Genomic DNA, 22,034 nt, shown 5'->3' with positions numbered 1-22,034 from the left:
GCTTTTCATTCAGGAAGGCTTTTTAAAATAGTTTCGAGCAACAATTAACAAAAACAATGCTAATCCTATAACAATTGCAATTAAACCCAATGAATAAATGTAATCAGCAATAGTTGAATGAAAATTGTACCTAATAACTAACTCGGGAGTAGGGTTTTGATAAGGAATACCTGCAAAAGCAACATCGTAAAGGAATCCAACTATGACAATTATAATTCCAGAAATAACAATTCTAACAGTATTACGTTTATTTAACATGCCCAAACACCTCTGCCCATTTTGACTGCAAAAAAAGTTACAGCCGGGCAGACAGGCAAGTTAGGTCGGAGCGCAGCGGAGCATATTTGGCGTTGTTAGGCGATGTAGGCGCTAGCCCCAAAGTCTAATCGAGCACATTGACCGATTGTATAACTTCACTAGCCATCATCTGAGTTTCATTAGTAACCACATATTGAACTCCAACTTGCCAAAACTTCTTGCCATCAATTATATAAACAGCTTTATCAGAAAGGTTCTGTCCTTCAGCTTTATATTTTAGTTCCATAATGATAGCATCTCTATCAGATATCTTTGCAGCCTTTTTGGAAGAAGTAAATTCAGTCACTCCATTTAGAGCTTTTACACTCGTAATAAAGTTGTTCGAAATCTGCTCCAAACTTGGTTCCGCATTGTTTTTAAATGAAATAATGCACACAAAGTAATTAGCGCCTTCCCCCGTACCAGTAAATGCATTTTGACTTTGAATAGCTTCTTCGTTTTTAAGCGTGTAAGGTTTTAGTTCAATACTCTGAGGTAGTTTCACTGACAATCTATAACCTTTTTCACCAAATATATTTTCTTTTGTAGCGTACTTATTGTTTATTATGGTTTGACTAACTTTATTCGCAGGTTGAATTTCCTTGGTTTGATTAGAACACCCAACAATAATTGAAGAAACTATTAAAATAAAGCACAAAAATAGGACATTTATTCTTACTAAGCGGGATAACAAAGATATAATGCAACTGGTTTGTTTTACATGACATTTCATTTAACTGAACACTCCTTCCCCAAACCAATTTCACCTCTCCCCGCAAAGCAAGATTTCGCCCGTTTTCTCGTGGTAGGTCGGAACGCAGTGGAGACATTTCCGCCGTTGTTAGTTTAGACGATGTGCGGCGATCACTACTTACTTGCCTTCTCCGACATAATTCTTATTATTTCATTATAAATTGCGGCATCTACTATGTCCTTCCCAATATACTCAATAATGTAAGTGGTTTCTCCTTCCGAAAATACATATCCATTATAATGTTCAGGGTCATTACTTGCCTTTAATATTACGCCATTTTCAGGAACACCTGGAGTTGCTTCGGAATCTAGATATAATTCCCAACCATTATTTGTATAAAAAGCTCTTTTTTCTGCAATAACAGCATCTAAAGTTCTTGGATCTGTCTTAAATTCAAAAATGCTATCAGCTGGCGATTCAAGTTTCAGAAAATCTTCGTTTATAGAAATCTCAGCCCAATCAGGAGGGTATAGAACAATCAAACCATTTTTGGGTTCAATAAACTCTTTCCAATTAGTTGTATCAGTGTAAGAAATAATTATATTGTATTTGTAATTAGCATCATAAAAAACAGTAGCGCCAAAATTTTCGCTTATAAATCTTATTGGTACAAAAGTTCTACCCTGTTTGATTTCTGCTGGAACATCCATTGAAATTGGTTGTTCATTGACAAAAGCTATCTTCTTATTAATGGTTATAACAATAGTTTTATCCTGAACGATTACAGTTGCCGTATTAGTAATGGCATCCCATTTGATATTTGCCCCTAATGCTTTTTCCATAAATCGAATGGGAACCAAAGTTCGTCCGTTTTTTATGTATGGCGAAACATCTAGTTCAATGGGCACATCATTAACATATGCAATTTTTTGTCCGGTTCCTAACGCCGAAAGCTTATAATAGCCATAATCAGCAGAGTATACATTCCCGCATATAAGCAACAATAAAGCAATAATTAAAATCATTAGATACATTGACCTTTTCATAATTATCCTCCTTTTGTTTTACTTATCATAATTGCGAGCCGCAATTCGCCTCTCCCCGCAAAGCAAAATTTCTCCCGTTGTTATCCTGGCTAAAATTGAGAATACATGCACGTTTCTAATTTTGGCGAAACAATATTTTTTAAAAAACACTTGACGTTTACTAGCTGGTTTTGGCGATGTTGATGGAGAGTCTAATGTTTGCCCTTTAATTTTTTAACACATGAATCATAAGCCTGCTTGATTGTTTCGCCATTTAATCTTTCGTATTCTATTCCATATTCTCGTTTAATTGATTTGTTCCCAATTTGTATACATTAGCACCTATAGTCTTTCTGACAAATTCCAATTCAGCAGAAACTCTTCTTTTCTTCTTTGAGAAATCATTATATGGCATCAGAATTTTGTCTGTGGCTGAAAACTTTAGTTCTCCATGATCCTTTATATATTCGTGATTGCTCAGCCTAGCGATTCCACCCTTCAGTTCTCGCAGTGTAAATATTGCATGGTTAATATAGTCACCGGCACCGATTATTTTGCTTAAATCAGCCGGTTCATTTGAACTAGCATATATTATGGCTAGCAGTAGCCAAGCATCTGAAGTTTCCAATATTGATTTATTCATTTTTTCTTTTCCTTTCATTTGCAGCCTAGTCAATTTCGCATAACGCATATTGACTAAACTAACTCTGGCTGACCATACGGCTGGCGCAATTTTTGCACCATATAACTTAAATGATTATCTATAATAGGCAGTCCTATTTCGCCTAACCCAGCTGATAGTCGACGTCGCGAAGCTATAACGCGAGCGAGGACGACGCCGTGCCCTCGGGAAGCTGGCACCACTATAATCGGGTGAGCGAGTGCAGCGAAGCAATGTTATCGGATTGGGTGGAAAGCAACTTCCGGGCAAGCTTCCGTAAATGTCGGGCGATTTGATTTGCGGTCGCAAAGTATTTTTGATTCTAGTTATTTTCTTTCATCACTTTACCCTCCTACAAGCAAAATATCTTTTTCTAGTACGCAATATAGAGCAAATAATTTCACCTAAATTTTACATAAATAAAATCACATTTCATAAATACTAAATATTCAATAATCAAATTTTCTTTCGACATGCCACACACATTTCCTTCATTTTTTAGTAAATTTAACCAACATATTGTAGAAACCCCAAAATATAGCTTGTGCCATAAAATCGCAAAAACAAAGCAGGCATCCCGCCTGCTTCTTTTCTCTAATACCCTTCCGCTCTAAACTCTTTGGTCAGCTTATGCAAAGCCCTTTTTTCTATTCTGCTTACATAAGACCTTGAGATGCCCAGCTTCCGGGCTATTTCCTTTTGGGTTTTTTTGATGCCGTTAAATAATCCGAACCGAAGCTGGAGTACATTTTTCTCCCTATTATTCAACCGCAATACTTTTTCCAGGAGTCTCCGCTGTTCAAAGTTGCTTTCAACAAGGTCAGTTACAACCTCGGGATCAGTGCCCAACACATCTATTAAACTAATCTCATTGCCTTCCTTGTCAATACCGATAGAATCATAAAGTGAGATTTCAACACGGTTTTTCTTAATTGCTCTCAAGTGCATCAGAATTTCATTCTCAATACATCTGGCAGCATAAGTTGCCAGGCGGGTTCCTTTACCCTTGTCATAGGTGTTTATTGCCTTAATCAGGCCTATGGTACCGATGGAAATCAGGTCATCATTGTCTTCCCCCGTGCTGTCGAATTTCTTGACTATATGTGCCACCAAACGCAGGTTATGCTCAGTCAGTATATTCCTCGCATATTCGTCACCCTCTGCCAGCAGGTCAAGATATTTTGACTCTTCTTCCTCACTTAAGGGCTGTGGAAAAGTGTTGTTGGTTATGTAGGAGATAAGTAATAATAACCCTTTGATCAATGAAATAGCGGCTAACACCGTAAGCTCCGGTACCATTTAATAACCCCACCCCCGCATCAAAATTTGAGTCATCACTATAAATTATATGCGCATAAAACCGAGGTGGTGCCTGTACCTGCAAAACAATATCTGCCAACTAAAAAAAAACAACCCATGCGGGCTGTTTTTTTAGATTTGCTTTTCTGCTAAATCACCGATAACCGGGAATTTATAGTATTCTCCCTGAGCTGATTTAACAATAGCAATCAGCCAGCATACCAAATAAGCGAGTGGAATAACAACAGCAATTATCCATCCTATAACAGGAATAAACCCGGATACCATTTGCACTACAAAAAATGCACCAGACATAATTATTGACTGCATAGCATGGAATCTGACAAACCTGTTCTCTTTTTCTAGCAATATTACCACTATCCCGCCTACAATCCAAAACACATAAGCCAGAACGGCGGTCATATTAGGTGACATCCCCAAAGCAGTTTTCTCATCACTCATAATACTGTGCCTCCTTTAATTACAATTTTGTTTTAAAATTTTCCATTTAATACTATAATATCATATGTTTTTAAAGTTAGATATATAATTTGCCATATCATTTTTTTATTAAGTGGGCAACATAATACCATCAACTCCAAAGGAGGTGAAATAATGCGAAACATAGATGACAGGTACGACATTGGGACATGGGCCTTCCTGGGAACAGGTTGGTGGGTCTCTCACCTCGCGGCGATTCTGGCAGTGGGATATACAGGATACTATCTGAGAAAAATGGTCCGGGGTTAAATCCCGGGCCTTCCCGCTCTGCCCCCCGATACCCTGAGATGCTTAATCAAGGCCAGTGATATTGCAGTTATAGGAATTAAAAGCAGGGCAGCAATCCAATACCTGCCGCCCAAAACTGCCCTTGCAAATAAAACGGCGTGAAATATTATTGTAAATACATAAAAGATTACCCTCAGATAAGGCATGTGATAATTTATGCGCAACTTATGATAACCCCCTTTTAGTCTATTCACCTTCCTAAAATATTGTTCCCTATATATTGTGCCGTGGGCAAATAAATTGAATTTCACAATTTGTTCACATTTTTGCCATTGAATTATCCAAATCCTCCTATATAATAAACTTTAATATAATAAATTTCAAAATAACAAACTTTAAAAAGAGGTGATACATATGGTCAAATTCAAAGAACGCTTCTCACTTCCTGGTGTAATCATTATTAGCTTCCTAATGGGAATAATGTTCATGGCCGGTGGACTAACAGCCTATAAACTCTATTTCCCTCCGGCAGTAGTGGCAGAAGATGGCAATAATGCGGCAAATACTAATAATGCGGCAGATGGTAATAATATAAAACTTGTAAGCATCGGGCCGACTGACATTTCACAAACTGTCAAAAACGTCAGCCCGGCAGTTGTAAATATCGAATCGTTTGCTGCACAACAGTCACAAATGAATCCATATATGAATGACCCCTTATTTAGAGAGTTCTTTGGCAGAAATTTTGATTACCAGCCATACCCGGAAACATCCACAGGAATCGGAACTGGTTTTATCTTTGACAAGAGCGGGCTTATCATTACCAATGAACACGTAATTAATGGGTCTTCTAAAATTGAGGTTACCATCAATGGATTTGACGAGCCTTTAAGTGCAGAGGTAATCGGTTCTGATGAAGAACTGGACCTGGCAGTTTTAAAGGTATCTGTCAAAAAAGACCTGCCTGTTTTAAAAATGGGGGATTCAAATAAAACCGAAGTCGGCAGCTGGGTAATTGCCATCGGAAACCCTTATGGCCTTGATCATACCGTTACTGTTGGGGTTATAAGCGCCAAAGGTCGCCCGTTACAAATATCTAACCGCATGTACAAAAACCTTTTACAAACAGATGCTGCAATTAATCCCGGCAACAGCGGCGGCCCGCTTTTAAATACCGCAGGTGAAGTTATTGGAATTAATACTGCAATCAACTCCTCTGCTCAAGGGATTGGGTTTGCCATTCCTGCAGCAACAGTTAAAGAAGTTCTTGAAGACCTCGTTAATAACGGCAAGGTGACCAAGCCTTATATCGGAGTATATCTGCAGTCCGTTAACAAAGAACTTGCCGACTACTTCGGCGCATATGACACCGATGGGGCCGTTGTTGCCTATGTGGTTCCCGGAAGCCCTGCAGAAAAAGCTGGAATATTAAAAGGAGATATAATAGTAAAAATAGACAAACAAAAAGTGAAAACACCTGAGGATATTACGGAAAAATTAAAAAACATTAAAATCGGAGATAATGTGGCTATTCAAGTTTTTAGAAAAGCTGCTATTAAAACTATAACTGTCAAAATTGGAGAAAAACCTTAATGAAAAAAACCTTAATATTGTATAATTTCCTGCATTATTTCCCTGAACAGCGGAGCCGCAGTCCGGCCTCCGCTTTCTCCGTCTTTGACCAAAATAGTAACAACAAACCTGGGCTTGTTTAATGGGGCATACCCGCTGAACCATGCATCAACCTGCTCATTTCCATATTGAGCGGAACCGGTTTTTCCGGCGCTTCCCCCATTTTCAACCCATGCGGCTTTGCCGGTACCTTCACGAGTAACCCTCTCCAGCATCCCCTGAAGGGTCTTTGCGGTATTCTCCGATACTGCCCTGCGCTTTTCCCCCGGCTCGATGGTTTGCTCCACCAAGCCCTCGTCACTTACCACCATCTTGACCAGCCTTGGTGTAGTATAGATACCGCCCCCTACAACAGTATTCATCATAGCAGCTATCTGGACAACACTTGCTTCAACTGGCCACTGGCCAAGGCTGGCATTGACAAGATTATACTTCTGTCCTATAAGGTTTAACTTATCTTTTGTATCTTGGGTCTGATAACCACATATATCAGCAGAATCCAGACCAAACAGCGCTGAGTACTTAATCAGCTTTTCAGCCCCCAGTTTAAGCCCCACCCTTGCAAAAACCGGGTTACATGAGTATGTAACCGCATCAGAAAAAGTAATCAGGCCATGTCCTTCTTTTAGATAACACTTTACAACATCGTCCTTTTCACCGGCACAAAAGTATATCTCCTCCGGTGCTGCAATTCCTTCTTCAAGCGCGGCAGCAGCAACAACCACTTTAAACACAGAGCCGGGCTGATAGCGCAAAAGCCCGTGATTTAAATAAGATTCCGGATGACCTTCTTCCACATTTTCATGACCGAGAAAATAGTCGGGCTTGCTGGCAAGGGCCAGAATATCACCAGTACCTGCTTCCATAACGGCAACAGCGCCTTCCCTAACCCCAGACCTGTCCATTACCTGCTCAACCGCTTCCTGGATTCGGCGATCAATAGTCAGCACAACATTTTTTCGTTCACTGTCAATCTTATTTTCCTCAACACTTAACCCCAGCCCGCTGATAATCCTTCCCCTGCCGTCAAGGTATATCCTTGCTGCAGAGCGGGGAACGTCTCCCTCCAGATCACTGTTATATATGGCCTCTATGCCCATTTTCCCTTCCCAGCTTCCCCTGCTTTCTCCAATACCAAGAAAACCAATAACATGAGCTGCCAGGACAGGCTTCCTATCACGTACCTTGGCCTTTACTATCACAATTCCGGGTAATGAAAGGCTTTTCAGCTTAGCAGCCTGTATAGAAGTCAAGTCCTGAGGAATCATCCTTGCTTTTGTGGTAAAATACTCCATTATTTGCGAAACTTCCACTTCAAGTATACCGGCAAGCAAACCGGCTTCTCTGTCCTTATCCGCTATAGTCCATGGGACGACAATTGCCCTGTATACCACATTGTAATCTATCAGCGGCAGCAGGTTACGGTCAAGGATTTGTCCCCTTGGCGGTATTTCCAATGAAATCATCTGTGTCTGTTGGGCCAGGGCCTGTTTGCTTAACCGCGGGCCTTCATGAATTTGTATATACGCTAAGTTGGCTGTCAGGATACAGAATACTACAGCAAACAACCAAAATAAGATAACGGTCCTGTTCCTGTTATACACATATTTCCCCTCCGGAATACCATTATATCCCGGCATCAATGCCGCTCTCTCTAGCATGAACTTAGTGAGGAAATTTTATACAGGCGGTACCGCTCTAATATAAACAAAGTCTTTTATATTATACTTACCGGCCATGGAAGGTTCTGCAGGATATCCAGCACCTCGGCATAAGTATCCATGGTTACATGGATAACTACCTCTCCCGTCCCTGGGTTTCCGGTACTGACTATACCGAGCCCGTCATAACCCTCCATAATATTGTCCAGAAAAAATATGTTTTTAGGTTCCATTCTAATCTTAATTTGAAACTTATTATCAGACAAATTTATCCCACCCATGTTTAGTCAGGTTTTCCGCTCTTTTCCCGGCGCAGCATATCCAACGGCTTTACAGGATTATCTACAGGCATTGTCACTATCTGCTGGGGATGTGGTGCTATGTCTATAGCATTTCCTTCAGCATCGGACAAACTATCTACTTTTTGATAAAAAACTCTTGTTTCCGGACCTGTTATTTCCAGTAAATCCCCAACCTCAAACCTATTGCGCTGTTCAATTACGGCTTTACCTTCTTCGGCAATGTATTCCCTGACTATTCCAATAAAATCATAGTCCCTGCGATAATTTGAAGTATCCGTTTTTTCTCCGCGCATGTTTTCCTTTCCGAAGAAAAACCCGGTGGTGTATTCCCTGTGACTGACCTTGTGAATCTCATCCATCCACCGGGAGTCAAAAGTATAAGTATCAGGGTTAGCATAATAAGTATCCAATGCCTCACGATATGCACCGATAACTGTAGCCACATAATGGACACTCTTCATGCGGCCCTCAATCTTGAAACTGTCAATCCCTGCCTTAACCAGCTCAGGTATATGCTCTATCATGCACAAATCCCTGGAATTAAAGACATAAGAACCCAAACTATCTTCTTCAACCGGGAAATACTGTCCGGGCCTTTTTTCCTCTACAATCGAATATTTCCACCTGCAGGGCTGGGTACATTCACCCAAATTCGCCGAGCGTCCGGTCATGAAGTTACTCAGCAAACACCTGCCGGAATATGATATGCACATTGCTCCGTGTATAAACGCTTCAAGCTCAATATTTGTTTTGGCCTTTATTTCAGTTATTTCCTCAATAGACAGTTCCCGTGCCAGGACTATACGCTCAGCCCCTTGATCGGTCCAAAACTTAACAGATGCCCAGTTAGTTATATTAGCCTGAGTACTGATATGAACCGGAAGACCGGGGACCACTTCCCTGGCAGCAGCAAATATTCCGGGATCGGAAACGAGTATCGCATCCACACCCAGTTCCGCCAATTTCTGCAGGTATTCAGGCAGAGAGCTCAGGTGACGGTTATGTGCAAATATATTAACAGTCACATAGACCTTGGCCCCATGGTCATGTGCAAACTTGATTCCCCTATTCATTTCCGACAAGTCAAAATTTCCGGCAGCGGCCCTCAGCCCAAATTCCCTGCCTCCGATATACACAGCATCAGCCCCATACCGAATAGCCATCACCAGCTTTTCAAGATCTCCGGCAGGAGCCAAAAGTTCAGGTTTCCTCAATTCATTCACTCCACATGAGTCATTTTATCGTTTGTCAATAACCATTATTTGTCAATAGTTTTCTTTAGGCTGACGGCAAGGCCGTCTCCTAAAGGAATAATAGTAGTTTCCAGCCCCGGATGAGATGTAACCATCCTTAAATAATCCCTGAGACGGCGCACCGCAGTTTTCTGCCGGTGCCGCAGATTTTCTTCGGGAACCACAACCTTCCCTTCTGCCAGCACATTATCAGAAACCAGGAGCCCGCCGTGTTTCAACCTGGGATACAGTTCCTCAAAAAACCAACCGTACTGTCCCTTCGCTGCATCAATAAAAATAAAATCATAATTTTTTTTTAAATAAGGCACGATATCAACCGCATGCCCTTTGAGAAGGGTAATCTTATCCTCCAGTCCGGCCTGACGAATATTTGTGGCAGCAGTCTCAGCCCGCTGTTCATTAATTTCAATAGTAGTAATATGCCCGTCACGCGGCTCTACAGCCCAGGCCAGCCAAATAGTTGAATAAGCAATTGCAGTGCCGATTTCCAAAATTTCCTTGGCCTGACTAAGGTGAATCAAAGTAGTGAGCAACTGGGCAACCTCAGGAGGAATAATAGAAACATAGTTTTCCTCAGCATACCTTTCCATTTCCAACATATATTCCGGTCTGTCCGGAGCTAATCCTCTGATATATTTTTCAATTTGCGGGTTTATTATTTCAACCATTTCAGCCCTCCGGTAATAGTATGCATTTTTACTGCTGCTTACACCCGTTAAGGTGTTTTTATACTGTTCAGATAAAGGGCCTTATTACGGTTGTGTTCATTTAATGTCCTGCTGAAAACATGCCTGCCATCCTCAGAAACTACAAAAAACATGAAACCCACATCAGCCGGACTGACCGCAGCCTTAAGAGAAGCGCTTCCAGGAGATGCAATAGGCCCCGGCGGAAGACCATAGTATTTGTAGGTATTATATGGTGAATCAACCTCCAGATCCTTGTTCAACAATCGTGCTTTCTGTTTGCCAAGAGCATATTGCACTGTTGCACAGGATTCAAGTTTCCAACCCTTATTCAGCCTGTTTAGAAAAACTGCCGATACCTTTGGCCTTTCTTCATCTTTTTGGGCCTCACGCTCAATAATTGAAGCCATAATAACCGCCTCATGAATAGTCAACCCAACTTTAGCGGCATTAGCTTTAAATTCGGGGGTGATTTCCCTCGAAAATCGTTTCAACATCATGGCGATGATTTCTTTTTCCGTTTTATCCTTAGTAATCCTATAGGTGTCAGGGAAAAGATAACCTTCCAGCCTACCCGGTCCTTTAGGAATTCCTTTAAGAAAATCATAGTCAAAATCTGCTGTTTCAGCTGCCTTTAGGAACCGGTTCCGGTCTGCAAGTTTCATTTCAGCCAGCCGGTCTGCAATCTGGGTAAGATTGTATCCTTCCGGAATTGTGAAGGTTAATGAAACAGTCTCACCATATGCCAACAGATTAACAATATCGGGAACAGTCATTCCTGTCTTCAGGCTGAATTCTCCAGCCTGAAGACTGCTTTCAAGCCCTCGGTAATAAGTATAAACCCTGAATGCACCACTACTCCTGATAAGTCCCTGTTCCTTAAGGATATTTGCTATACCTGCAGTACTCGTTCCCTTGGGAACCAGTACAATTTTCTCGGATGATATACCAGAATCTGCAGGGGGCTGCAGCATTTCATTGAACCAATTATAAACAAATAGAAGTCCTGCAGACAAAATTAACCCCAAGATAATAAGTATAGTAAATATCTTGCGTTTCATACTTGTCCCTTCCCTGGGTGCAGAAATGCCTGCTTCCACTGTTGATCACTTCTTTCAGACTGGTTATATATTTCTACACCATTATACAACTTTTTTGGAGTTGGAACAATATTCATGGTTTTGAGGGTTCATGGTTTTGGTGGTATGGTAACCGGAAGCTGATAATAATCCGGATTATATCCTGGTATACTTGTTTCCTCCGGAGGATTAACTTCCTCCTGGGAATCAAGCATCTCTGAAGAATCAGGTATATCAGGGAAATCCGGCATCTCTGGAGAGTCAGTGTCTTTAGGCGGCTGAGGCTGGACCGGTTTCACCCCTACATTGACAACCTGGTCTAAAGGTTTATAATAACTGGGGGCAAGCTGCTTAAATTCTTTAAATGTACCGCCATCATTTACCATCAATTTGGAAACAACCCGATAACCGTTTTGACCTTTGTTCACAACAACCTGTTTACCTTTTGACTGAGTCAGGTCATTTTTATATACAATTTTGAAAGGGTATTCTTTGATAACAGTATTAATGATTTTGACACTCTTTTTTTGGGAAGTATCACCGAACAACTTAATAGTTACAGTGTTCTTTGTTGTTGACGTTTTAATGATTAGGGCACACGGTAAATTGTTGGTAAATTTTAAGTCTTTGGCCCCATAAACAACCGCGGCATCCTGTCCCATAGGAACATAAGTGACAACCAGTGAGTGATTATGCCTTTCCTGAATATCAATTCCGGCACGGAGCAAAGCGTTGTATAGCGTAGAAGATACCTGACAGACTCCCCCTCCAAGCCCGTCAATAAATTCATTGTTTTGGATGATTTTCGCATTTTTATATCCAGCTTCCTGGCTCCTTGGCCCAACAACTTCGTTAAAAGAAAAGACCTCCCCTTGTTTAATCATTCTACCGTTCAGAGCCATTGCAGCTACCCTGACATTTTCAGACCTATTGTTATTTTCAGCATTAAACCACGTGGTAAATTCAGCCAAAATACCATTTATGCGTAAATTTGTTATATCATCAGTAGTCTTTGATGGAGCAACTTCCAAAAAGTTGACATTGATCTCAGGAACAAGGTCATCCCGAAATATAGGTTCCAATTGGCTGTAAGCTCCTTCAAAATCTATTTCAATACCCGTGGTGGCTTCCACTATTTCAATAGTTTCTTGTGGTGTTATAATCAATCTGGCATCACTTGCGGGCAGCCTTAACTCACTGGTAATATGATTAAATATATTTCTAACCTTATCTTTCGAAAAACTCACTTCAAGAGGAATCTCACGGCCATTATCAGCAGATGCTTTACGTTCCTGCCACTGCTGCAGGTAAGTTCCGCTCCGGCCTACCAACCAAGCAGCCTGCAACATATTATCTGTATCAGCCTGCAACCCTGTATCCAAGGCCCTTATCTTGCCACTGCCCCTGTTACCGTTAAAATGCACAGTTATGTACTTATCCTCAAGTGAACCTATATAATCTTCAATTGCTGCAGCAGCCTGGTTTTTAGTCATGTTTCCAAGATTAATCCCTTTTAGGCAAACTCCGGGAAAAATCCGGTCACTTCTCCCGGTCAGCTCAATAAATGAAATAAATGAAACCACAACGGAAATTAATAGTATCACAGAAATCATAAAAACAACTTTTACATTCCGGGACATAATTAACACCTCAAATTTTGCTGTACATATTATTTCTAAGATATAAATATATTAGACAAAATTTCATTTAATTCCTCTGTGATTACTACAGTAATTAAAAAACGAAGAAGCAAGTTATGCTTCCTCGTCTTCAACCATCGACGCCCAGGTATCAGCCACCTTTTCCCATTCTTCATCATCTTCAATATCTACCAGAATTTCATTGCCTTCATCATCCTTGTCAATCCTGAGAATAATGGCTTCTCCGTCCTCTTCATTGTCTCCTTCTTCTACAGGCAATAGAATAGCATATTCAGAACCGTCAATTTCAATAATGTCGATAACCGAAAATTCATGTTCATTACCCTCTTCATCAGTCAGCATAAGCACTTCTGTTTCTTCAGTCATTTTATCACCCCTTAATTTAATTAAGTATATGTATTGTATATTACCAAACATTGGTTGTCAACAAAAACAACCTTTTCCTATTTTATCCGTTTTCTCGTTCTTTATACTTAGCCTTACTGTCTAGGTAGCCTTGTAATATCATAACAGCAGCCATCTTATCAATTACCTGCTTTCGTTTGCCCCTGCTGACATCAGCGCTTATCAGCATTTTTTCCGCTGCTATAGTAGATAATCTCTCATCCCACATAATAACAGGAAGATCAAAGCTATCCTCAATCAAGGATGCAAATTCCCGGACAATATCTGACTGTGGTCCCATGGTACCGTTCATATTCTTTGGCAGACCAACAACAATTCCGGACACTTCTTTTTCACCTATTATATCCCTTAAGCGAGCCAGATCCTTTTCCTCTCCCCTGCGCCTGATGACCTCAAAGCCCTGTGCAGTGAGTCCCAAAGGATCACTAAGCGCAACCCCGATAGTTTTTGATCCAACATCTAAACCCATTAATCTCAATTCATTCCCACCCAAACTTTCTTATTACTAAATTATTTTAATGCAAAACTCACTACATACCGGACCGCAGTACCCACAAACCCTGCAATGAGCCGGATCTGCATAAGCTCTTCCATTTTCAATCCTGATAGCCCCAGCTGTACACATGTTTGCACATTTACCGCATCCTGTACACCATGGTTCAAAATGTACTTTCCGAGGTATGGACTTTACCTTGGTGCTTATTGATTCCGGAACATCCTTACCGCTGAATATCAAAACATTCATGTTAACTTCTTCTAATGTCTTCATTCCTACTGCTATTGAATGCAAATTGCTATTTTTAAGCACAAAGTCAAAAGCTTCCCTGGATTCTGCCAACAGATTGCCTCCTCCCAAAGGTTTCATACTATAGATACCTTTACCGGCAGCAGCAGCGGCAGCAATAGCCTGAGCCATTTTGTTGACATCTCCATTAATTATGCCTATGCCTTTATAATTATATAAAGGATGTATTACATCGATTTCCGGTATCTCACAGGCATCCAGCACAGCCGGAACCGTATGGGTGGAAATTCCTGCTGCCCTAATAATGCCTTTTTGTTTACATTCAAGTAGATATTCATAGGCTTCCCAATGGCCTTTAATAGTTAAGGCAGACTCTTGTTCATGAAGCAGAAAAATATCTATCATATCACGTCCGGTTTCTTTTCGCGCTTCTTCAACAGCATCCTGCATCATTTCCCTGGTATATGCATAAGACTTGGAAGCCAAGACTACTTCTCCTGAATATCTTTTTAAAGCCTGTTTGATATATGGATACGTCTTATAATACTGTGCAGTATCCAAAAAACTAACTCCATTTTCCAATGCATACCTGATAACTTTCGCCCCTGCGTCTATAGGAAGGCCTGCCTGAAGAGGACCCACCGTCAGAACTCCGAAACAAAGCCTGGACACTCTGATACCGGTTTTTCCAAGTTCCCTGTATTCCATAACATCACCAATGTAACAATTTATTTTACTTTTATTTTACAAACCTTACGTATTTTAAAAAGGCTTAGTTTCGCTAAGCGCTAAAATATACTATAAGGCGAAGCTTAGCCTTTTTTATGCAGATAGGATAAAATTTATACTTTCCTATCTGCTAAAAAAAGGGGGAAATAACATGAGGAGGGCATTGACCGCCCTCCATTACTTCTGCAGATAATGCTTAACCAATTCTTCTATTACTTCATCCCTTTCTATTTTCCTGATCATGCTCCGGGCATTGTTGTGACTAGTTATGTAGGCAGGATCTCCCGATAACAGGTAACCCACAATCTGGTTGATAGGATTATACCCTTTTTCTTTTAGGGCATCATATACTCTAAAAAGTATCTCCCTAACCTCATTATAGTCCTCGGCTTTAACCTTGAACATCATTGTTTCTTCGAAACTCCTGTTCATATAGGGTCCCTCCCTTGCAGCCTGATGTTAGTAGTATTCTCCAAATCTCTTTTTTTTCCTCTAGTCAAGTAAAAATTTATTCCAATTTGTATGTTCCAATTTATATATTCCATTTTATATCTGGTAATGAAAGAAAAAGTATGTTAAAATTATAACAAATATAAATTTCCAATATGGTCAGGAAATGGCACGAATGTGAGGTAATCCTAAAGCATCTTTTTTAACACGGCACCGGTTTTTCCGCAATGCCTCTAAAATCATTCAGTGTCCCCTTACAACTCAATATTAAACCGGTATTCGTGAATTTGCCTTGGTATTGCCTCAAGAGGTTTTTTAGATTTAAAAACCACTTTGAAGGAGGGGTTACTATGGCACAGGGATATTGCAGAGACTTAGGTTATTTTTTCGGACGTTTAGATTCTCCTGATGAATTGACGATTGCCTTCCTTGGACACAACGATGATACCGTATACGGCCTGGCAAGAATTCTTTCTGACATTGGTCCCGAAAACCTCCATGTTAAATGCAGCTTGCTTCCTACCGGTTCTGTGGAAATAACGGTTTTTGATTGTCGTGACCCCGACAATTTCAGTGACACGCGAAAGAGACCTATAGAACATGTATCCAGATTCATATCTGATTTTGAGAGTGACAGAAAATTTGTAATCACAGTTGGTGACCTGAATTTCAACCTCTATTATGATATTTTGAGACTCGAACTTGACCATATTGACTGGGTAACTGAATACCAAAATTAATTAAAACAAGTGGAGCGTACCATAAGTAAATTCTTTATGGACAACGCTCCACTTACTTTATCTGTTGGCATAGCTGCCGCCGCTAATACCTCAAATTCTTATTTGATTTGATTTTCGATAATTTCATAAGCCTTTTCCAGGGCATCAGCTATCTTACCAGGGTCTTTAGCACCGGCCTGAGCCATATCAGGACGACCTCCTCCGCCGCCTCCGGCAGCTTTAGCTGCCTCCCGTATTATATTCCCTGCATGTATACCTTTTTTCAAAACATCTTTAGTAGCCATAGCCACAAAATTAACTTTACCATCATTGATACTGCCCAGCACCACAACCCCAGAACCCAGCTTATCCTTCATCATATCGCCCATGTTCCTCAGTGCATCCATATCAGGTGCATTCACCCTGGCGGCCAAGGCCTTAACACCCTTAATTTCTCTCACTTGGTCCATTATCTCCTGGGATTCATATCTGGCTATTTTAGCCTGCAGGGCTTCAAGTTCCTTTTCCTTTTCCTTCAATTCTCTAAGAATACCTTCAGCCCTCCGGGCAAGTTCATTTGGTGTAGTCTTCAAGGCAGCACTGACTTCTTCAAGCAGCTTTTCCTTTTCAGTGATATATGTAATAATCCCTTCTCCGGTTACAGCCTCTATCCTTCGCAGGCCTGAGCCTATTCCGCTTTCAGAAAGCAGCTTAAACATGCCGGCCTCAGCCGTAACCTTCAAATGAGTACCACCGCAAAGTTCCATGCTGTATTTACCCATCCTAACCACACGCACCTGCTCACCGTACTTTTCACCAAAAAGCGCGGTCGCTCCGGCTTTTTTAGCCTCTTCAATACTTGTAACCATAGTAGAAATCTTAAGGTTTGACATTATCTTTTCATTAACCCTTGCTTCAATTTTCGTTAACTCTTCAGAGGTAACAGGCTGAAAATGTGTGAAGTCAAACCTCAGCCTGTCAGGCTCAACAAGCGAACCGGCCTGGTTAACATGATCACCCAATACCTCCTTCATAGCCTTATGCAGCAAGTGAGTCACTGAATGATTCCGTTCAATCCGCTTCCTTCTATCTTCGTCAATTCGTGCTTCAACAGAGTCACCAAATGACAAACTGCCCTTTTCAACTTCACCCAAGTGAATAAATAGGCCGTTAAATGCTTTTTTGGTATCATATATGCGTACCACGGTTCCTTTATTAATCAGGTATCCGGTATCCCCCACCTGACCGCCGCTCTCACCATAGAATGGTGTTTTATCCAGAATAACCTCTACTTTCTGGCCTTGTACAGCCTGCACCACAGGTTCATTATTGAGAATCAGGCCAATCACATTTGCATTTATAGAAGTTTTCCCATAACCATCAAATTCTGTTGCCCCGATTTTATTCCCAATATCTGCATACAATTCCTGCCCTGCCAGCATCGCGGTTTCCTGGCGCGCCGCCCTGGCTCTTTCACGCTGTTGCTGCATTGATTTTTCAAAACCGGTCCTATCCACTTCCAGGCCGTTTTCTTCGGCAATGTCCTCTGTAAGGTCAAGTGGGAAACCATAAGTATCATAAAGAACAAAGGCATCTTCCCCGCCAATCCGTGTTCCTCCGGCAGACTTTACCTTGGAAACCATCTCACCTACAATTTTCAGACCATCATGGAGTGTTTCATGAAAACGTTCCTCTTCAAGCCGGATTATATGGCTGACATATCCCTTTTTTTCGATAATCTCCGGATAAGCCCCTCCCATAATAACAGTTACCATATCAACTAATTCATTCAAAAATGGCTTCTCTATACCCAAGCTCTTACCAAACCTTACCGCCCTCCTAAGAATCCGTCGCAGCACATACCCTCTACCTTCGTTACTCGGCAGCACACCGTCAGATATAAGAAATGTACAGGCTCTGGCATGGTCTGCGATAACCCGGAATGGGAATCCCTTTTCATTCCCGCTGTATTCCCGTCCGCTCATTTTTTCCACTTCTGTTATAATATCTTTAAGCAGATCTGTATCATAATTGGCTGAGACACCCTGGATAACGGAAGTAATCCGCTCCAAACCCATTCCGGTATCAATGCTGGGTTTTGGCAGAGGTGTCATTTTCCCGGTTTCATCTCGGTTGTACTGCATAAAAACCAGGTTCCATATCTCCAACCAGCGGTCACAGTCACATTTTCCTATGTAACACTCCGGTGCATCACAACGAAACTCCTCACCACGGTCGTAAATTATCTCACTGCATGGGCCACACGGTCCGGTATCGCCCATTGACCAAAAATTGTCCTTTTCACCTAAACGGACTATTTTTTCATCAGGAACACCGGCAACTTCCTGCCAAAGTCCAAAGGCCTCATCATCATCCATATAAATTGTGGGATAAAGCTTTTCTACAGGCAGCGCCAGCACTTCTGTAAGGAACTCCCATGCATAACATATTGCATCACGTTTAAAGTAGTCTCCAAAAGAAAAATTACCCAGCATCTCAAAAAAGGTATGGTGCCTGGCAGTACGCCCAACAGTATCAAGGTCATTATGCTTCCCGCCGGCCCGGACACACTTTTGGGAAGTTGCGGCCCTTTTATATGGGCGTTTGTCCATACCCAGGAATACATCTTTAAACTGGTTCATTCCCGCATTAGTAAAAAGCAAGGTTGGGTCATCGTGGGGCACCAGTGACGAACTAGAAACAATTATATGCCCCTTGCTCTCATAATATTTTAGAAACTTATCCCTTACTTCATTTCCGGTTAACATATTTACCTCCTAACTTAAAAGCCTTTCGCCCGAAGTGAACAACACTCCAGGGACAAAAGGCTTCTATCACGGCACTACCCTGGTAACAGTTTATAAATTCGGTAAAATTATACCTAAAGCTGCTGCTGTTGTCAAGCAATTAAGCACTACCCGTCTCATCAACAAGCTTAAGATAAATATATCGCAAAACCGCTTTAATCGCTGCCGCACCAGGTACGGCCATGATAATGCCGGCAAAACCATAAATTTCTCCTCCTGCCAGTAAAGCAAAAATCACTACAAGAGGATGGAGGCCCAGGCTTTTGCCAAGAATTTTCGGCGAAATTACAGCATTCTCTAACTGCTGCACTATCAAAACAATTATTATAGCATAAACTGCAGTTTTTTTGGAAACAAGCAGCCCCAGGAATACGGCCGGTACAGCAGTAATAAATGGCCCTAAATACGGAACCAGTTCTGCTATCCCGGCAATCAGTCCTATGATAAATGCGAAATCCAGTCCCACAAGATACATTCCTACCCCTGTCAAAACCCCAACAATTAAAGATATTATCAAATGCCCCCTAAAAAATGCGCTGATGATTTCATCAAGGTCCCTTAAAACAGCCATGATATCACTACGGTATTTACGTGGTATTGTTAAAACAAAGGAGTTTTTTATCTGTTCAGCATCCTTTAGCATATAAAATGCAAAAACAGGGGCAATTATCAGTCCCAACAAGTAAGAAAATAATTTGACAAGCGAATCAGCTCCTGCCCTAAGCATGTTTATTAACAATTCTTCTCCCTGTTTAATGCGCTCATCAATAACAGCCTTGATTGCTTGTGGCAGCTTAAACCTGCTGTAACTGCCCTCAATATCGCTAATGATTCCCCTTATTTCCATAGTAAGCTTGGGGATTATGTTCCCCAACTGGTTAAATTCCTCGACAATATAAGGGACACCAAATACCATTATTGACGTAACCATACAGAACAATACCATATAGACAAGAAGTATCGCCAACCCCCTGGGGACTTTTTTATTTTCAATGTAATACACAAGCGGATTCAGGAGATAGGCAATAAAAAAGGCAAGTATAAAAGGAACAAGTATGATTTTGACCTTGTAAAGAAAGTACAATCCGGCAATTGATACTGTTCCCAGGAACAATCGCCGGTACACTGTTTTAATATTTGTATTTAACATTAATTATTTCATCCAGTCATCAGCCATTTTTTTTGCTCCCTTGATAACTCTTCGCGCACCGCTTTTAACCAATCTAGAATCTTTCATCACAGGTCTTCTCATTTTCTTATATTGCGGTGTCATAAACATAGTCAAAACCATTGCTGCAATTCCGCCTGTAAGTAAACCATTCCAAAATCCCCTGCGCATGTATTCACCCCCTTTTCGGTTATACTCTTAAATTTCGCCAGGAGTACCTAAAACCATCAGAGTGCCATCTTCTGCCACTTCAAAAATATTTAGTTCATTTCTTCTTACACTATACTCAACACAGCAGTCCCAGCAATAGTACTGCTCCACCCCTACCTTCCCGGTAGCTTTACTGCCACAAGCAGGACAATTCATTATGTTTTCCCCCTTATTATGAAATCCCGTTTATTTCGGTAGAAGCAATTATCCGGTCCTGACCAATGATAACCCCCGTATTGGGTATAGAAAACCGTCCCTTTAAAAGGTCTTCAATTACCCCGTCCGAAATCTCATATCCGGTTATCTCCCCGGTATTTTCATCAATAATCAAATCTTGAATTATTCCGATGCTTTGACCATTATCAGACTCAACACGTAAACCCCTGATATCTCTTTTGTCATTTATTATTTCCTTTAAAGCCGGGATATATTTTATTGGCTTGATTACCGATTCATCAATTATGATAAGGCTTTCGTTTTCATGCCTGAATATTTCCTTATGAAGAAATCCCTTGCTGTTCCTAAGCCACCCGCCATTTTCAACAAGATATCCGATGACCCTGTTTTCGTCTATATCATAAATGAGGTCTTTAACTTCTCCAACCTGTTTCCCGCTATTTAAAGCAATCACCGGCTGGCTGATTATTCCCCTCCCTTTGAGCACATCTGTTTCCTCCAACTCTTGATTTCCCTTAGTAACCTGTAGCCTTTAATAGTATGACCGGATTATGTGTAAATAATTCGAAACCCAGGTATTCATTTCAAAAACCAAAACTATAAAAATCACAAAAAAAAGACGTTACCGGTTGCGATTTGACTCGCTCAACCAATAACAGTCACTTATTTACAATTTAGGTAATAAACAATATTTATACAATAATTAAATGCAGAATTGTACCTATAGCCACACTTACAGCAAAAAGCAGACACATAATCAAAAGATTTTCTTTGATATTCCTGTTTTCCTTAAAAAGTACCAGTATGCCCAGTCCGGCGGCTGATGACAGACCGGCAACAGCAGAACCGAAACTTATCCCTCCCTTAAGGAATACTTCCGTCACTGCTACAGATGCTGCACAACTGGGTATTAACCCAATAAGAGCGGCAATAAAAGGCTGCAGAATACTATCCCCTAAAAAAAGTTGGCCCATATTTTCTTCGCCCACCTGGAACATTATGTAATTTAGCAGCAATGTAACAATAAAAATAAAGCTGAAAACCTTAACTGTATGGATTAAAGGGTGAATAATCCAGTGCCCAAAATTATTTTTTTCCTCGGTTAACCTGCTTCCACAGCAGTTTATAGGACCTCCGCTACCGGACCTGGAGGCACATGCTTGACTTTCCGCCACAGCCTTTCCTGATTTTGCCAATACTAAGTCAATAGCATATCCTGCAATTAATGCAATACAAACTTTAACTGCCAGAAGAGGCAAAAGAACTCCAATCATTTCAGGCTGGGCCAGAATTACCGGGATTGCCTCATCTGAAGTGGCCAGAAAAACTGCTAATAATGTTCCCCTTGTAATCATCCTTCTGGAATAAAGGATAGAGGAAATCACCGAAAAACCACATTGAGGAACCAATCCAAAAACAGTGCCAATTGCAGGTCCGGCTCTGCCCGCGTTTTTGATCTTATCATTTATTTTGGTTCCTAGTCTCATCTCAAGAAACTCGATACCTATATAAATAATCAACAAAAAAGGTATCATTATAGCTGATTCAATTAACGAGTGAACTAAAGCTTCCGCCATATGGAAAACCCCTTTTTTTATACTAATACTACCTTCGTTACTTATCATATGATATGCCCGGCATATTT

At 40.9% G+C, this 22,034-nt stretch carries 26 protein-coding genes; 3 read left to right on the top strand and 23 right to left on the bottom strand.

The window, feature by feature from the left end; genetic code table 11:
* Positions 1 to 9 precede the first annotated feature (9 nt).
* The 6 genes from ABFY19_RS05830 to ABFY19_RS05805 form a co-directional block, all read right to left on the bottom strand.
* Positions 10 to 258, bottom strand: coding sequence for a hypothetical protein (locus tag ABFY19_RS05830; protein ID WP_418792310.1), 249 nt, complete (start codon positions 256 to 258; stop codon positions 10 to 12).
* 124 nt (positions 259 to 382) lie between these two features.
* Positions 383 to 1,030, bottom strand: a complete 648-nt coding sequence (locus ABFY19_RS05825; RefSeq protein WP_418792309.1) for a hypothetical protein — start codon at positions 1,028 to 1,030, stop codon at positions 383 to 385.
* Between the two features lie 134 nt (positions 1,031 to 1,164).
* Positions 1,165 to 2,037 (bottom strand): copper amine oxidase N-terminal domain-containing protein, encoded by an 873-nt coding sequence (locus ABFY19_RS05820; protein WP_418792308.1) that lies wholly within the window; start codon positions 2,035 to 2,037, stop codon positions 1,165 to 1,167.
* 268 nt (positions 2,038 to 2,305) lie between these two features.
* On the bottom strand, positions 2,306 to 2,677 hold the full coding sequence (locus ABFY19_RS05815; protein ID WP_418792307.1) for a hypothetical protein: 372 nt from the start codon (positions 2,675 to 2,677) through the stop codon (positions 2,306 to 2,308).
* Positions 2,678 to 3,271: 594 nt separating this feature from the next.
* Positions 3,272 to 3,976, bottom strand: a complete 705-nt coding sequence (gene sigK, locus ABFY19_RS05810) for an RNA polymerase sporulation sigma factor SigK (RefSeq protein WP_418792306.1) — start codon at positions 3,974 to 3,976, stop codon at positions 3,272 to 3,274.
* A 132-nt stretch (positions 3,977 to 4,108) separates the two neighbouring features.
* Positions 4,109 to 4,438: a DUF4870 domain-containing protein gene (locus ABFY19_RS05805; RefSeq protein ID WP_418792305.1), complete on the bottom strand. Its 330-nt coding sequence runs from the start codon at positions 4,436 to 4,438 to the stop codon at positions 4,109 to 4,111.
* Positions 4,439 to 4,591: 153 nt separating this feature from the next.
* On the opposite strand from ABFY19_RS05805, the gene ABFY19_RS05800 reads away from it, so the two are divergent.
* Positions 4,592 to 4,726, top strand: coding sequence for a hypothetical protein (locus tag ABFY19_RS05800; RefSeq protein ID WP_418792304.1), 135 nt, complete (start codon positions 4,592 to 4,594; stop codon positions 4,724 to 4,726).
* Here the strand turns inward: ABFY19_RS05800 and ABFY19_RS05795 are convergent.
* Positions 4,723 to 4,929: a hypothetical protein gene (locus ABFY19_RS05795; protein ID WP_418792303.1), complete on the bottom strand. Its 207-nt coding sequence runs from the start codon at positions 4,927 to 4,929 to the stop codon at positions 4,723 to 4,725. The two genes, ABFY19_RS05800 and ABFY19_RS05795, sit on opposite strands and share 4 nt — an antisense overlap.
* Before the next feature lie 190 nt (positions 4,930 to 5,119).
* On the opposite strand from ABFY19_RS05795, the gene ABFY19_RS05790 reads away from it, so the two are divergent.
* Complete coding sequence (locus tag ABFY19_RS05790) at positions 5,120 to 6,298, top strand: S1C family serine protease (protein WP_418792302.1); 1,179 nt, start codon at positions 5,120 to 5,122, stop codon at positions 6,296 to 6,298.
* Positions 6,299 to 6,309: 11 nt separating this feature from the next.
* On the opposite strand, the gene ABFY19_RS05785 is transcribed toward ABFY19_RS05790, so the two are convergent.
* The 10 genes from ABFY19_RS05785 to ABFY19_RS05740 form a co-directional block, all read right to left on the bottom strand.
* Positions 6,310 to 7,998, bottom strand: coding sequence for a peptidoglycan D,D-transpeptidase FtsI family protein (locus ABFY19_RS05785; protein WP_418792300.1), 1,689 nt, complete (start codon positions 7,996 to 7,998; stop codon positions 6,310 to 6,312).
* Between the two features lie 56 nt (positions 7,999 to 8,054).
* A complete protein-coding gene (locus tag ABFY19_RS05780) occupies positions 8,055 to 8,264 on the bottom strand; it encodes a DUF4911 domain-containing protein (RefSeq protein ID WP_418792299.1) in 210 nt (69 codons plus the stop codon).
* Between the two features lie 17 nt (positions 8,265 to 8,281).
* The gene (locus ABFY19_RS05775; protein ID WP_418792298.1) at positions 8,282 to 9,514 is read right to left on the bottom strand and encodes a peptidase U32 family protein; all 1,233 of its coding nucleotides are present in this window, start codon (positions 9,512 to 9,514) and stop codon (positions 8,282 to 8,284) included.
* Between the two features lie 44 nt (positions 9,515 to 9,558).
* Positions 9,559 to 10,221 (bottom strand): O-methyltransferase, encoded by a 663-nt coding sequence (locus ABFY19_RS05770; RefSeq protein ID WP_418792297.1) that lies wholly within the window; start codon positions 10,219 to 10,221, stop codon positions 9,559 to 9,561.
* Positions 10,222 to 10,268: 47 nt separating this feature from the next.
* Positions 10,269 to 11,300, bottom strand: coding sequence for an endolytic transglycosylase MltG (mltG, locus tag ABFY19_RS05765; protein ID WP_418792296.1), 1,032 nt, complete (start codon positions 11,298 to 11,300; stop codon positions 10,269 to 10,271).
* 128 nt (positions 11,301 to 11,428) lie between these two features.
* Complete coding sequence (locus ABFY19_RS05760) at positions 11,429 to 12,958, bottom strand: VanW family protein (protein ID WP_418792295.1); 1,530 nt, start codon at positions 12,956 to 12,958, stop codon at positions 11,429 to 11,431.
* A 114-nt stretch (positions 12,959 to 13,072) separates the two neighbouring features.
* On the bottom strand, positions 13,073 to 13,345 hold the full coding sequence (locus tag ABFY19_RS05755) for a DUF1292 domain-containing protein (RefSeq protein ID WP_418792294.1): 273 nt from the start codon (positions 13,343 to 13,345) through the stop codon (positions 13,073 to 13,075).
* 82 nt (positions 13,346 to 13,427) lie between these two features.
* A complete protein-coding gene (ruvX, locus tag ABFY19_RS05750) occupies positions 13,428 to 13,862 on the bottom strand; it encodes a Holliday junction resolvase RuvX (RefSeq protein WP_418792293.1) in 435 nt (144 codons plus the stop codon).
* A 27-nt stretch (positions 13,863 to 13,889) separates the two neighbouring features.
* Complete coding sequence (locus ABFY19_RS05745) at positions 13,890 to 14,837, bottom strand: aldo/keto reductase (RefSeq protein WP_418792292.1); 948 nt, start codon at positions 14,835 to 14,837, stop codon at positions 13,890 to 13,892.
* Positions 14,838 to 15,035: 198 nt separating this feature from the next.
* Positions 15,036 to 15,290: an IreB family regulatory phosphoprotein gene (locus ABFY19_RS05740; RefSeq protein WP_418792291.1), complete on the bottom strand. Its 255-nt coding sequence runs from the start codon at positions 15,288 to 15,290 to the stop codon at positions 15,036 to 15,038.
* Positions 15,291 to 15,658: 368 nt separating this feature from the next.
* Here ABFY19_RS05740 and ABFY19_RS05735 point away from each other — a divergent pair, with 368 nt between their 5' ends.
* Positions 15,659 to 16,048 carry a hypothetical protein gene (locus tag ABFY19_RS05735; protein ID WP_418792290.1) on the top strand — a complete coding sequence of 130 codons (390 nt, stop codon included), beginning with the start codon at positions 15,659 to 15,661 and terminating at the stop codon, positions 16,046 to 16,048.
* Between the two features lie 98 nt (positions 16,049 to 16,146).
* On the opposite strand, the gene alaS is transcribed toward ABFY19_RS05735, so the two are convergent.
* The 6 genes from alaS to ABFY19_RS05705 all read right to left on the bottom strand — a co-directional run bounded on the left by alaS (position 16,147) and on the right by ABFY19_RS05705 (position 21,966).
* Complete coding sequence (gene alaS / locus ABFY19_RS05730) at positions 16,147 to 18,795, bottom strand: alanine--tRNA ligase (protein ID WP_418792289.1); 2,649 nt, start codon at positions 18,793 to 18,795, stop codon at positions 16,147 to 16,149.
* A 139-nt stretch (positions 18,796 to 18,934) separates the two neighbouring features.
* The gene (locus tag ABFY19_RS05725; RefSeq protein ID WP_418792288.1) at positions 18,935 to 19,984 is read right to left on the bottom strand and encodes an AI-2E family transporter; all 1,050 of its coding nucleotides are present in this window, start codon (positions 19,982 to 19,984) and stop codon (positions 18,935 to 18,937) included.
* 3 nt (positions 19,985 to 19,987) lie between these two features.
* Entirely contained in the window at positions 19,988 to 20,173 is a 186-nt protein-coding gene (locus ABFY19_RS05720; RefSeq protein ID WP_418792287.1) for a hypothetical protein, read from the bottom strand.
* 27 nt (positions 20,174 to 20,200) lie between these two features.
* Entirely contained in the window at positions 20,201 to 20,368 is a 168-nt protein-coding gene (locus ABFY19_RS05715) for a hypothetical protein (protein ID WP_418792286.1), read from the bottom strand.
* 16 nt (positions 20,369 to 20,384) lie between these two features.
* On the bottom strand, positions 20,385 to 20,876 hold the full coding sequence (locus ABFY19_RS05710) for a PRC-barrel domain-containing protein (protein ID WP_418792285.1): 492 nt from the start codon (positions 20,874 to 20,876) through the stop codon (positions 20,385 to 20,387).
* A gap of 205 nt (positions 20,877 to 21,081) precedes the next feature.
* Complete coding sequence (locus tag ABFY19_RS05705; protein WP_418792283.1) at positions 21,082 to 21,966, bottom strand: putative manganese transporter; 885 nt, start codon at positions 21,964 to 21,966, stop codon at positions 21,082 to 21,084.
* Positions 21,967 to 22,034 lie beyond the last annotated feature (68 nt).

The sequence above is a fragment of the Phosphitispora sp. TUW77 genome, assembly GCF_048453025.1.
Taxonomy (GTDB): Bacteria; Bacillota; Thermincolia; order Thermincolales; family UBA2595; genus Phosphitispora.
The sequence above is the reverse complement of the archived record's forward strand: the minus strand, read 5'-3'. Positions and strand labels throughout refer to the sequence as shown.